At 65.3% G+C, this 12,783-nt stretch carries 9 protein-coding genes; 5 read left to right on the top strand and 4 right to left on the bottom strand.

What is annotated here, in order from left to right; genetic code table 11:
• Positions 1-594 precede the first annotated feature (594 nt).
• From ggt to ubiE, 3 genes are all read left to right on the top strand, one after another.
• Positions 595-2,370: a gamma-glutamyltransferase gene (gene ggt / locus W911_RS07260; protein ID WP_244438632.1), complete on the top strand. Its 1,776-nt coding sequence runs from the start codon at positions 595-597 to the stop codon at positions 2,368-2,370.
• A complete protein-coding gene (locus W911_RS07255; protein WP_244438630.1) occupies positions 2,360-3,394 on the top strand; it encodes an FAD-dependent oxidoreductase in 1,035 nt (344 codons plus the stop codon). Before ggt ends, W911_RS07255 begins: the two co-directional genes overlap by 11 nt.
• Before the next feature lie 74 nt (positions 3,395-3,468).
• Positions 3,469-4,251 carry a bifunctional demethylmenaquinone methyltransferase/2-methoxy-6-polyprenyl-1,4-benzoquinol methylase UbiE gene (ubiE, locus tag W911_RS07250; RefSeq protein ID WP_023786887.1) on the top strand — a complete coding sequence of 261 codons (783 nt, stop codon included), beginning with the start codon at positions 3,469-3,471 and terminating at the stop codon, positions 4,249-4,251.
• A gap of 12 nt (positions 4,252-4,263) precedes the next feature.
• Here ubiE and W911_RS18330 read toward each other — a convergent pair whose 3' ends face one another.
• Both W911_RS18330 and W911_RS18725 read right to left on the bottom strand, forming a co-directional pair.
• On the bottom strand, positions 4,264-6,204 hold the full coding sequence (locus W911_RS18330; RefSeq protein ID WP_023786886.1) for a hypothetical protein: 1,941 nt from the start codon (positions 6,202-6,204) through the stop codon (positions 4,264-4,266).
• Between the two features lie 175 nt (positions 6,205-6,379).
• Complete coding sequence (locus W911_RS18725; RefSeq protein WP_023786884.1) at positions 6,380-7,981, bottom strand: OmpA family protein; 1,602 nt, start codon at positions 7,979-7,981, stop codon at positions 6,380-6,382.
• Positions 7,982-8,343: 362 nt separating this feature from the next.
• Between W911_RS18725 and W911_RS07235 the strand changes: the two genes are divergently transcribed.
• Positions 8,344-9,033 (top strand): response regulator, encoded by a 690-nt coding sequence (locus W911_RS07235; RefSeq protein ID WP_023786883.1) that lies wholly within the window; start codon positions 8,344-8,346, stop codon positions 9,031-9,033.
• A 30-nt stretch (positions 9,034-9,063) separates the two neighbouring features.
• On the opposite strand, the gene W911_RS07230 is transcribed toward W911_RS07235, so the two are convergent.
• Positions 9,064-10,479 (bottom strand): hybrid sensor histidine kinase/response regulator, encoded by a 1,416-nt coding sequence (locus W911_RS07230; RefSeq protein WP_023786882.1) that lies wholly within the window; start codon positions 10,477-10,479, stop codon positions 9,064-9,066.
• Complete coding sequence (locus tag W911_RS07225) at positions 10,476-11,564, bottom strand: FIST N-terminal domain-containing protein (protein WP_244438628.1); 1,089 nt, start codon at positions 11,562-11,564, stop codon at positions 10,476-10,478. The genes W911_RS07230 and W911_RS07225 overlap by 4 nt, the downstream gene beginning before the upstream one ends.
• 225 nt (positions 11,565-11,789) lie before the next feature.
• Between W911_RS07225 and W911_RS07220 the strand changes: the two genes are divergently transcribed.
• Entirely contained in the window at positions 11,790-12,782 is a 993-nt protein-coding gene (locus W911_RS07220) for a catalase family peroxidase (protein ID WP_023786880.1), read from the top strand.
• Position 12,783: the final 1 nt, after the last annotated feature.

Below are 12,783 nucleotides of genomic sequence, written 5' to 3'. Positions count from 1 at the left end.
GTTCCGGCAGTTGGCCCTCCGGTAGATCCTCTATGGGATAGAACCTGAGAGCGGGAATATTTGAGAACAAAAAAAGAACAAAATCGCCCGTCATAACGTTCTGGTGAGCGCGTCGCCGTCCCCCGGCTGCTCTAAATGCCTCAGTTGAATACCTGATGTTGCGTACCGATCGGATTCGCCTGCGTTGCGTCCCCAGTGCCGGTCGGAATGTTGCGTCCCAGTTGAGTTCGTTGCGTCTCGTTTGTGTTGCGTCTGCGTCCTGGTGTTGCCGTCGCCCTGTCTTCGCCGTGCCTCTCCCCTCATTCAGGAGGCCGCCTCCCCCGAAGGCTGCTTGCGTCCCCTCACCTTCGTGTCCCTTGGGTGCCGTCCGCGTACCCGTGATGCGTCGTGTCTGGACATGCCCCCGCGGCCGGAATGGATTCCCCCCATTCCGGCCGTTTTTTCGTCGCCCGAGCGCGGTCTCGCCGGTGACGCCCGCCCGCGTCTCTGCAATGACGGAGGTTCCAAGCGAACGTTCGCGCCTATAGAACGGGAATCGGAATTGGCGAGGCCGGAGAATGAGCTGATGGAGACTCGAGCAGTGAAATGGCGCCGATGAGAGGTTCCAAAGGAGCGGGAATCGCCGCGCTCATGCTCGCCCTCTGCGCCGCCCCGGCAGGCGTCCTGCACGCAGAGCACACCGTCCCGCGTCAGCAGCTCGAACCGGAAGCGCACACGGGGCGGACCGAAAAATCGGTCGCCCACGCCAAGAGCTACATGATTTCGACCGCGAATCGGCACGCGTCGGAGGCCGGACGCGAAATGCTGGCGGCAGGAGGTTCGGCGACGGACGCGGCCATAGCGGCGCAACTTATGCTCGGCTTGGTGGAGCCCCAGTCGTCGGGCCTTGGCGGGGGCGCGTTCCTCCTCCATTGGGACGAGACCGCGAAGAAACTCGCAGCTTACGACGGCCGTGAAACCGCCCCGGCGACCGCGCAGCCTGATCGCTTCATGAAGGACGGCGCGCCGATCTCCTGGCCCGCCGCAGCCCACTCCGGCCTCAGCATCGGCACACCGGGCCTCGTCCGTCTGCTTGAGCACACCCATAGAAAGCACGGCAAGTTGCCATGGGCCAAGCTGTTCGATCCGGCGATCCGGCTGGCACGCGATGGGTTCGAAGTCTCCCAGCGGCTCTACTTCATGCTGCGCTGGTTCGGGGCCGACATGTTCGCGCCCGCCGCGCGCACCTATTTCTTCGATTCGACCGGAAGTCCGCGCCCCATCGGCCATCGCCTGCGGAACCCCGATTACGCAGCCACACTCCAAGCATTGGCCGAACAGGGCGCGGAGGCATTTTACGCGGGCGCGATTGCAGACGCCGTCGTCACGGCCGCGCGCGAAGCCCCAAAGGCGGCAAGCGACCTCACCCGCGATGACCTCTCAAATTACCAGGTCGTGGAACGGGACCCGCTCTGCGCCGTCTATCGCGGCTACCGCATCTGTTCCATGGGCCCGCCCTCATCGGGCGGTCTCGCCGTCGTGCAAACCCTCAAGATGGTCGAGCGCTTCGATCTCGGACGCGGACCCGACGCCGCCGCGAACGTGCCGGCGATGCATCTCATCGCGGAGGCCGAGCGGCTGGCCTACGCCGACCGCGCCCGCTATGCCGCCGACCCGGCGTTCGTCCCGGTTCCCGTTTCCGGCCTGCTCGATCCCGGCTATCTCGACGCGCGAAGCGCGCTGATCGACCCGGATCGCGCCATGGAACGCGCCGAGCCGGGCGACCCGCCGGGTGCCGACCGCGCCGCTCTGGGCCTCGATCCCTCGCTCGATGCGACGGGAACGAGCCATCTTTCCGTGATCGACGCGGAGGGCCACACCGTCTCTCTCACGACCACAATCGAAGGCGCCTTCGGCTCGGGCGTGTACGCGGCAGGCTTCCTGCTCAACAACCAGTTGACCGACTTCTCCTTCCGCCCGTCCGACGCCGAAGGCCGTCCGATCGCCAACCGCGTCGAAGGCGGAAAACGGCCGCGGTCCACCATGGCCCCCATCGTCATGTTCGACGCCGACGGAAACCTGTTCGCCACACTCGGCTCGCCGGGCGGCGACCGCATCATTCTCTACGTCGTCAAAACCCTCATCGGCCTTGTCGACTGGGAACTGGACGCACAAGCCGCAATCGACCTCCCCAATTTCGGCAGCACCGGCGAGGCGATGCAGCTCGAATACGGCATGTCGGCCGTGTGGAAGGGGCTGATGCTGAAGAGCTATGGTCACAAAATCGCGCCCGACCTGATGAACTCCGGGCTTCATGCCATCGCACGCCGCACAGGCGGCCTCGAAGGCGCCGCCGATCCACGGCGCGAGGGAGTGGCCCTTGGCGACTGACGAGCCTCAACACGCGGCGCGGAAATCCGCTCGGACAATTACGGTTATCGGAGCGGGCATTTTCGGCGTATGGCAGGCGCTCACTCTGGCACGCGCGGGCCATCGGGTGCGCCTCGTCGAGCAAAGCGCGGAGCCTTTCACCGCGAGCGCGAGCCGCCTTGCAGGCGTCATGCTTTCGCCGGGTTGCGAAAGCGAAGCCGAGCCGCGCATCCGCACGCTCGGGTGGCAGGGGCTGGACCTGTGGCGTGCCACGTATCCTGGTCTCGTGAACAGCGGCAGCCTCGTCGTTGCCGCGCCTCGCGATCACGCCGAGTTCGCGCGCTTTGCAACCGCCACGGCACCGTCCCGAACGCTTGACTCAAAAGGCTTGGGCGCACTCGAACCGGATCTCTCGGGCCGCTTCGCATCCGCGCTCTACTTCCCGGACGAAGCGCATTTCGCGCCCGGCGCGGCGCTTCGCTTTCTCCTCGATGCCGCACGAAACGCGGGGGCCATCGTCGAGCTCGGCACGCACTGGACGCCGTCCGGCACGGACCGGGACGACATCGTCGTCGACTGCCGCGGCTACGCAGCCGCAAGCGCACTGCCCGATCTGCGCGGCGTGCGCGGCGAACGCCTCGTGATCCGCACCGACGAGATCCGCCTGTCCCGCCCCGTGCGTCTCCTGCATCCCCAGCACCCGCTCTACGTCGTTCCGTGGCCGGACGGCCACTTCCTGATCGGCGCAACCGTCATCGAGAGCGAGGATACGGGCCCCATCACCGTCCGATCCGCACTCGCCCTGCTCGGCGCGGCCTACACGCTCCACCCGGCCTTCGGCGAAGCAGCCATCGTCGAGACGGGCGCCGGCCTGCGCCCGGCATTCCCCGACAACATGCCGCGCGCCGAAATCCTGGACGCGGGCCGCCGGATCGTCGTGAACGGCGCCTTCCGCCACGGCTTCCTGCTCGCGCCCGTACTCGCAACCGCGGTGGCCGAATACCTTGCAACCGAAGCCCGACACGAGTTGCTGGTCGGCGCTTGATGCGTCTGCGGCGCAATCGCCCTCTTCCGAAAAGCCCGCTTTGATCGCGGACCAAAGGGCTCTAAAATCCGGCCATGTCGAACGAACCCAATTCGCCCCCGCACACCGGCACCGCCAACACATTCGGGTTCCGCACCGTCCCCGAAACCGAGCGGCAAGGCCTCGTCAACGCCGTCTTTTCGTCGGTGGCGTCGCGCTACGATCTGATGAACGACCTGATGTCGGGCGGCCTGCATCGGCTTTGGAAGGCCGACTTCGTGAGCATGATCGGCGCGCCGAAGACCGGGCGCGCCTTCCAGCTTTTGGACGTGGCAGGCGGCACCGGCGACATCGCCATTCGCTATGCCGAAGCCTCCGGCCCCAACGCCACGGCCGTGCTGTGCGACATCAGCCCCGAGATGCTGGCGGAAGGACAAACGAAGGTTGCGGCCAAAGGCCTCGATCATCGCATCCGCCTTACGCAGGGCAACGCCGAAGCGCTTCCCTTTCCGAACGGCACCTTCGACGCCTATACGATCGCGTTCGGTATTCGAAACGTCACGCACATCGAGCAGGCGCTTGCCGAAGCCCACCGCATCCTGAAGATCGGGGGCCGTTTTCTGTGCCTCGAATTCTCCGAGTGTCAGGTGCCGCTGCTCGACCGGCTCTACGACTTCCACTCGTTCGAAATCATCCCGCGCCTCGGCGCGATGACCGCAGGCTCGGCCGAGCCCTACCGCTATCTCGTCGAAAGCATCCGCCGCTTCCCGAACCAGGACGCGTTCGCGGACATGATCCGTGGCGCAGGCTTCGAGCGCGTCTCCGTGCGCAATCTCACGGGCGGCATCGCGGCGATCCACTCCGGCTGGAAAATTTGACCCTCGGCGAAGCTACACTTCGCCCCGGTCGACCCGGCGGGAAAATTCCGTTTGTCCGCCGGATGCCAGAATGCGCGCCTGCTCGATCCAGTTCTCTCGCTCGATACGGCCTTTGAAATCGAGCAACTGACTGATCCGATCGATGTCCTCTCCGGTCCAGTTCGCGACCTGCTCGTAGCTGATCACACCGAGCGAATGCAGCTTTTTCTCGATCAGCACCCCAATCCCGCGGATACGCTTGAGATCGTCCACGTCTCCCGTGACCGGCGTTCCGAACCCGCTTCCCGAACCTCGCAGCGCCTCGGAGCGCACCGACCGCAAGCCCGCGACCGCTTCGCTCCGGGGACCGGAGAAAGCCGCAGCCGGATCGGAGCCCTCCGTTTCGCCAGCCGCCGCTTCAGCGGATGGAGCATCGGCCTCGTCTTCGACGGCGACAGTGTCGTCCGTTTCGGATGCTGGCTCGGCCTCGACCTCGGATGGAATAGCGGCCACCACCGCGGCCGCAGCAGCCGCGCCGGCGAGCGGCGCGGAAACGCTTTCGATGGCGCTTGCGACACTCGAACCGCGCGTGAGGAATCGGGCCTGCTCGACCCAGTTCTCGCGACCGATACGCCCCGGGGCACCGAGCGCATCTTCGTAAAGGAAAATATCGTCCTCGGTCCAAGCGGCGATCTCGGTGAGTCGCGTCACCCCGTTTTCGCGCAGAACAGCTTCAGACTCGGGATCGATCCCGATGATGCGATGAAGCCGCTCGCCGTCGGCCGGCAAGGCCGCCTTCTCCGTAACGTCGGAGCCGCGCCCGCGCCCATAATCGGTGACGCCGCCGCTCGCGAGCACCTGGGCCTGACCGACCCAGTTCTCCTGCTCGATACGGCCCGGAACGACGCCGAGGCTTTGACTGAAGTGGGTGAGGTCCGAAGCCGACCACCCGCCGATCTCGGCAAAACGGGTTACGCCGAGGCGATTGAGCCGCCCCCTCAAACCCGCGTCGATGGAGCGAATGCGCGTGAGATCGTCGCCCTCGGTGGCGAGCACGGCTGGCGGCGTATCCGCATCGGGAAGCAGATCATCGACCTCGGAAACATCGGCCGTATCGTCCGCCGCTTCGCTGTTATCGTCGTTTGCCGCGATGTGTGCGCCAGCCGCAGCCGCGAGACCTGCGCCTGCGATTGCAATTTCTGTGTAGCTCGGCCCGTCGAATTTATCCGGCTCGGAACCCAGATCTGCAACGGCAGCGGGCTCGACCTGAGCCGCATCGTCGCGCGCTTCGCTCTCGTCCGGTCGCGCCGAGCGCGCGACCTCTGCAAAATCGGACGCATCGACGCCCGAAGGCTCTCCGGACGCGATTTCGGTGTACGTGTTGAGATCGGCGCCGTCGACATCGGCCCTGGTACCCGCAAAAGCGGCGGCGACCGCCGTATCGTCTGCCGAAGGTTCCTTCGCTTGCGAAGCGAGCCCCCCGGCCGCCGCGGCAGCGGCCGCACCGGCGGCCACGGCCAGCGCCACCTGCGTATAACTCTGCCCTGCGCTCGCCTCCTCGGGCTCGGACGCCGGGACAGGCTCTGGCTGAGGTGCGGCTTCGACAGCAGGTTCGGGCGCAGCCGCAACCGGCGCCGCCGGCGTCTCGGCAGGCGGAGCGGGAACATCGACAGGCTCGATCAACGGCGAAACGCGCACCGGCGGTCGCGGCTGGACTTCGATTACAGGCCCCGTAGCGGGCTGCAACGGCGCGGCCTCGTACCCGCCGGTCAGCGCGCGGCCGAAGCGGTCTGCGTCGCCAGCGTGGACCACCGCCTGAGAGGCTGGAGCGGCAGCGTAACCCGGCGATCCGCCAACGATGACGGGTTCCGGCTGTCGGCCGGCGAAAGCGCGGCGGACAAGGCAAGCGAGCGAGGCGCCGAGCAGAAAGGCCCCCAGCAGCAAGAGGAAAGTCTGCACCAGCAAAATCGTCATACGCCCCAACTCCCTTTCAAAGACCGCGCCGAGAGGCCCGGCTCAGTCTTCGACCCGACCGCAGCTGATCCATCCCACGACCAGCCCGATGGCGAACGCCGCCGCCAGATACCAGAACAATTTTACGACCAGGTATTCCATCTCACGCTCCCCCGGCTATGGCCCCGTCGCGGGCTCAATCAATAAACACCCTGAACTCGATACGCCGGTTCTTGGCCCGGCCCGCCTGCGTGTCGTTGGTGGCGACCGGCCGCTCCGCGGCATAACCGACCGAGGTCAGGCGCTCGGCGGGCACACCTGCTGCCACCAGACCGTCGACAACTGCTTGGGCACGCCGCTCCGAGAGCGGCTGGTTGCGCTCGGGGATACCCTCGGCATCGGTATGCCCCTCCACTTCGACGCGCGAACCCGGACACGAAACGATGATCTCCGCGAGACGGCCAATCGTGCGCGCGCTCTTGCGGTCGATCTCGTCACTCGCCCAGTCGAACAGGATAACGCCCCGTTGAGCAGCATCGGCGAGACGCTTCTCGCAGGCCTTCGTTTCCTCGGTCGTCTTACGGGCGGCGCGCTCGGCCTCTTCCCGCGCTTTCTTTGCGGCGGCAGCTTCAGCTTCCTGGCGCGCTTTATCGGCGGCCGCAGCGGCTTCGGCTTCTTGGCGAGCCGTCTCAGCCGCAGCCTCAGCCTGCCGACGCGCGGTCTCCTCAGCAGCAGCCGCTTCCGCCTCCTGGCGGGCTTTGTCGGCAGCCGCCTTTGCGGCCGCCTCCGCGCGAAGCCGATCGGCCTCCCGCGCCAGAGCCTCTAGGCGGGCCTTCTGCTCAGCATCCTCCTGGGCTTTCCGCTTCGCTGTCGCCTCGGCTTCGGCACGCAGTCGATCGGCCTCTCGGCCCAGCGCTTCGAGCCGGGCCTTCTGTTCGGCATCCTCTTGGGACGGCGCTACGGCGGCCGCACCCGCCTCCGCTTCCCGCTGGGCCTCAAGCGCCGCCTGCGTCGCTCGCTGCGCCCGTCGGGCAGCGGCCGCATCGGCCTCCTGCTTGGCTTTGATCTGGGCATCGGCGTCGGCCACATCGCGTGCGGCGATAGCCTCCTCGCGAGCGGCTTTCTCTTCGGCCGCTCTCTGAGCCTGCAACTCCGCGGCTTCCGCGTCGCGTTGCGCTTTCAGCGCAGCCTGCGTCATGTCGCGCGCGCGTTGCGCGGCGGCAGCTTCAGCCTCTCGGCGCGCTTTTTCCTCGGCTTCGCGAGCGGCAAGCTCGACCGCTGCCGCCTCCTTTGCCCGCAGCGCCTCGGCTTCCTCTTGGGCAACGCGCGCGGCCTCCGCCTCCTGGCGTGCCTTCAGCTCCGAAGCGTCCGCCTGCGCCTGACGCAAGGCTTCGCGCTCGGCATCCGCTTGACGGATCGCATCGACGCCCGCGTTTTCGATGGCCTTAGGCGCAACCCCGCGCGCGAACTCCCGCTCGGCACCCGGACCGACGCCGAACGAAGGGGTCGGCGCGCCGGCAAGATCCGTCTTGAGCTGAACGGTGCGAATACCCCAAACCGCGCGCACGGCATCGAGAGCAGCCTTGGCCTCGCCGTCCTTTTGGGCACGTCCTGTGATAATGGCATCGCGTCCGTTGAGACGCACGCTGGCCCAGGATTGGCCAGCCACGCTCAGCGCGTCTTCGGCGCGCGCCGTTAGATCGGTCTCGACGTTGGGGCGCTCACGAAAAAACGTCCCCCAGGTCAGCATGGCGATCGGAATAAGACCCCAAAGCCACCGCGAAGGATTGCACTTCATCCCCCCAAAGCCCCCTCATCAACGCGCGACACGATGCCAAGCCCGCAGAACCTTCGCCACCCCGAACCCGGTTCCCAGTTAGCCTTGGCGCAGCGCACTATAGACAAGCATTCCCGTGTTTCCAAGTTGGACCGCGGGATGAAGCGAGCACAAGTAACCCGCTCAAACCATTGCAGCCTCGATGGGCCGCCAGCTCCAAAATTAATCATGCGCTGCCCCCCGATTGGGCGTCTCGGCGGGGAAATGTCGCCCCTCGACCTTTTTACCCTTGCGAAGCGGCCTTGACGCGCTCCAATCTGACCCTCCGAGGAGAACCAGATCTCTCCGGGCCACCGAGACCAGCCACAAGGAATTCGAAACGCATGGCGGTCAGATTTTTGATCGTCGACGATCATCCCCTGTTTCGCGATGCCCTCGCCGTCGCGATCCAATCGGCCTATCCGGAGGCCGAGATCGTCGAAGCCTCCTCCATCTCCGCCGCCCGCGAGGTGCTCCAAAGCGGAGAACCTTTCGATCTCCTGCTGCTCGATCTCTCGATGCCGGGCACGCGCGGCTTCGATGGCCTGATCGAGTTGCGCGCCGCGCGCCCGAAGCAGCCGATCCTCGTGGTCTCCGCCCATGAAGACCCACGCATCATCCATGAGGCGATGACGTGCGGCGCGGCAGGCTACATCTCGAAGTCGGTCAAGAAGGCCGACCTTTCGGAAGCGATCCAGGACGTGATGGCCGGGCTCGTCGTGCTACCCAAGGGCTATGAGCCTCCGACCGCCGATGCGCCTTCCCGCGACACCGATCTCGCAGCCCGCGTTGCCTCCCTCACCCGCCAGCAACTGCGCGTGTTACAGATGGTGCGCCAGGGCAAGCTCAACAAACAGATCGCGCACGAGCTTGGCGTCGGCGAAACGACGGTCAAGGCGCACGTCTCAGAGATCATGCGCAAGCTCAACGTGGTCTCCCGCACGCAGGCGGTGATTGAAGTTGCCCGCCTCGATTATGATGCCATCCTGGCAACGGCGGTCGCCCGCGACGACAAGGATGGCGCGCGCTCCTAGTCCTGATGACGCATAAAGATGCGTCGGCATCTACCCAAGAAGATGCGTGATCAGCGCCCGAAGCTCGGCGGGCTTCACGGGCTTACGCAAGATTTCACACCCTGCGGCACCCACGGCATCCGACACTTCGGTTGAATGATCGGCCGTGATCACGACAGCCGGAATGGGAACGCCACGCACCTCGCGCAAGCGCGCGACCGCGGCAAGGCCCGACTGCCCATCGTCCAGATGGAAATCCGCCAGAACGATGTCAGGCGTGAACGCGGGCTCCGACCCGAGCAGCGTTTCGATCTCGTCGAGACCCGCGAAAAGACGCGATTCACAACCCCAACGGTCCAGCAGTGCACCCATGGCCTGGCGCACGGCAAGATCGTTGTCGATCACGAGCACTTTCAGCGCTCCCAGCCCATAAATGCGCGACGCGGCTTCCTGGCGTGCACCACCCGTCAGCACGCGCGCAACGACGGCGTCGGCTGGCGCGAGGGGAACGGAGACGGAAAAACGCGTGCCGCGACCGGGCTCCGAGCACAGCTCGATTTTGTGCCCCAGCGCCTCGATCATGCGCGAAATGATCGCGAGCCCGATCCCGAAACCTCCGCCATGCGACCGCTCGCCGGCCGCGCCGCGCTGGAACTCTTCGAAAATCTTGGACTGCTCGGCGGCCGCGATCCCAGGCCCGGTATCCCACACATCGATGCGCACCTCCCCGCCGCGCCGGCGCGCGGTGAGCAGAACGCGCCCCTCATCCGTATATTGTACGGCATTTGCGAGCAGATTTTGCAGGATCCGCCGCATCATGAGCGGATCGGAGATAACCGCGGCGTCCGGCGCGCGGATTGACAAAGCGATACCCTTCTCGCGCGCAATGGGGGCCATGTCGAGCAGGACCGATTGCAGGAGATCCTTGATGCCGACAGCCTGAAGCGACGGCCGGAACGCTCCGGATTCGAGCTTCGAGAGATCGAGGATGGTGCGGAGCAGTTCCTCGATCGTCGAGAGCGAATGATCGACCTGCCCGATCAGCCGCGCATAAGGAGAGACACCGCTCTCGGCGAGCGCCGAAAGCGAAAGGCGCGCAGCATGCAGCGGCTGCAAGAGATCGTGGCCGACGGCAGTGAAAAAGCGCGTCTTAAAGCGATTGGCGCGCTCGGCGGCATCGCGCGCGGTGCGCAACGCATCGTTCGTGCGTTCGAGCCGGTCGAGCGCCGCCTTGAGTTCGTCGGTACGCGCCCGCACCTGGGTTTCGAGCCCGATCGCAGTCTGGAACATGGAATAGGCGTTCGCCTGATAATCCATGGATCGCTCGACACGCTGCATGAGCGCCGCGTTGATTTTTGCGAGTTTGCGATTTTGCCGTTCAAGTTCGGCGATCGTCCTGTCACGGGCGTCCAAGTCGCGCACATCCGATCCCGACGGGTCTGCCACGGTTTGGTTTGGCTGTGTCACCCGGCACCTCGCCGCGCTCCGAAAGCGACACCCGTCAACGTCTGATTGAGGTGCATCGCGTTGAGCTGCTCGCCGTAAGTGTGAAAGCCCACGACACCGTAGCTCCTGTAAAGATCCTCCATCTTCCTGCGGATCTGCCGGTTCTGGGCATCGAGCCGCCTCAGGACGCAATCGAAGCCGAGCACCAGGTCGACGCCTCCGAGACTTCGATCCAGATCTGCGAGAGTTCTGGCGGTTGCGCTCAGCATATCCTCCGGCCGGGCCACCGTGAATACGAGACCTTCGTCTATGGCGCAAAAGAACGAGAGACTGCCATCCGGATTCATGTTGCGGATCGAGCGGCAATAATAGTCGCCACCGACTTTGACGACCAAAGGATAGGACGCGAAGCTGAAGGGCCCGAGGTCGTCCAGCATCAGCCCGATTGCGGACGCATATTCGCGTGCGGCAGGCTCGGCGTTGAGTTCGTGAACGGTCCGCGTCTCGGTATCCGCGGCCGTCACCACAAGCTTGATGTCCGTTGGTTCGAAATTCGAAGTTTTGAAGATGCGGAACGGAAAGTCGCTCTCGATCATCATCAGGATCGCCGCACGATCCAGCAAGCGGCCTTCGTGAATGAGCGACGTGCCGTCGAAGGAGAGCCCGTCGCCCGCCGAACCGCCGATGAGCTGCATGTCGCCGCATGCCCAATGCACGGCGGCAAGCAACGGCTCTTCCGCGTTGGAAAGCCCGTCTACCAGCATAACGCCGAACACGCGCTCCGCGATGGGACTGTCGCTGTTGAGGCCGACCTGCGCCTTGAGCCCACGCACGATCTCGCTTGCCCGCTCGACGCTGAACGCGCCCACATCCTCGATCACGCCGGTATGGATACGAAATCCATCGCGCGGAAACGCGATCAGAAGCACCCCGCTTTCCATGAGGCCCTCGGGGCCGATCCCACCCGCCGTCGAGCACCCGCTGACGGCGATCTGCGGAAACGCGTCTCCGAGCGCGGTTGCAAGCGCGGCTGCATCGTAGTCGGCCGAGAAAAACGCGATGATGTGCTGGAAATCGCCGGATAGCGCCGCCTTGAGCTCGGACACGGCCTCGCCGACAGCCGTAGCAGCGGTACTGGCGACCCCAATCCCACAGGCGGTCTCAGACGTCGATGCACGCCCCACGCTCGTCCTCCCTCGCACGCTCCTTGACGCAAGTCCCATTAGAGCGTGATTGTTTTTATAATCTTGGGACGGAAGCTGCCACAGGTCCGCCAAGCCGGCAAACGCCGAACGGATCTTGGGTAACCGATCAGAGCGAGGGAGGAAAATATGGACCTGAAAACCTACCGATTGACCGGAGCCTTTTTGGCCTCAACGTTGGCCGTCGCGGCCCTATCGCCAGCCGCGGCGGAGGAAGAACCCGATGGAGAAGCCCTCGTCAACGCGCTCAACGGCGTGTTCGGTGATCACAAAATGCGGGCGAGCCACGCGAAGGGCCACTGCATCACAGGAAGTTTTACGCCTGCCGAGGAGGCGCCCAGCCTCTCTGAGGCTGCGATCTTTTCTGTACCGTCCTCCGTCATCGGCCGCTTCTCGATCGGGGGCGGAAACCCCAAGGCCTCGGACGCGGCCAAGGGCGCACGGGGCCTCGCCTTCCGGTTAACCGCAGGAGACGGCGACAGCGCCGACTTCGTCACGCTCTCCGTCCCGATGTTTTTCGCGCGCACGCCCGCTCAGGTCGTAGGATTTCTCGAAGCGCGCTTCCCGGGAGAGGGTGGCAAGCCGAACCCGGAAAAGATCAAGGCGTTCGCCGACGCTAACCCAGAGACGACGCACCAGGGCGCATGGATTGCGAGCCATCCGGTCCCCGCGAGCTATGCGAGCACGAATTACTGGGCCATCCACGCCTATACGCTCACCAATGCCGAAGACACGACGACGACCGTCAAGCTCAAGCTCCTGCCGAAAGCTGGGGAAGTTGGGCTCACAGACGAGGAGGCCGCAGCCAAATCCGCAGACTTCTATAGCGAGGAGCTGAGATCGCGGCTCGCCAACGCGCCTGCCGAGTTCGAACTCGTGGCCATCATCGGTGAGGAAAGCGACCCGACCGACGATCCGACCGCGCGTTGGCCGGAGGAGGAGCGCCAGTCCGTGCCGCTCGGCACGCTGGAGATCGGCTCGCTCGAAGACGACGCAACGTGCGACGCGACGATGTTCGATCCGACGAACCTGCCCAAGGGCATCGCCGGGCCCGATAAGGATCAGATCTTCCCGGCCAGAACGCCGGCCTACGCCGTCTCGTTCTCGAAACGCGCCAACTGAT

Source organism: Hyphomicrobium nitrativorans NL23 (assembly GCF_000503895.1).
Lineage (GTDB): Bacteria > Pseudomonadota > Alphaproteobacteria > Rhizobiales > Hyphomicrobiaceae > Hyphomicrobium_C > Hyphomicrobium_C nitrativorans.
The sequence above is the reverse complement of the archived record's forward strand: the minus strand, read 5'-3'. Positions and strand labels throughout refer to the sequence as shown.

Coding starts and splice junctions, on each gene's coding strand:
- ggt (WP_244438632.1), top strand. CDS start 595: ATGAGAGGTTCCAAAGGAGCGGGAATCGCCGCGCTCATGCTCGCCCTC.
- ubiE (WP_023786887.1), top strand. CDS start 3,469: ATGTCGAACGAACCCAATTCGCCCCCGCACACCGGCACCGCCAACACA.
- W911_RS18330 (WP_023786886.1), bottom strand. CDS start 6,204: ATGACGATTTTGCTGGTGCAGACTTTCCTCTTGCTGCTGGGGGCCTTT.
- W911_RS18725 (WP_023786884.1), bottom strand. CDS start 7,981: ATGAAGTGCAATCCTTCGCGGTGGCTTTGGGGTCTTATTCCGATCGCC.
- W911_RS07235 (WP_023786883.1), top strand. CDS start 8,344: ATGGCGGTCAGATTTTTGATCGTCGACGATCATCCCCTGTTTCGCGAT.
- W911_RS07220 (WP_023786880.1), top strand. CDS start 11,790: ATGGACCTGAAAACCTACCGATTGACCGGAGCCTTTTTGGCCTCAACG.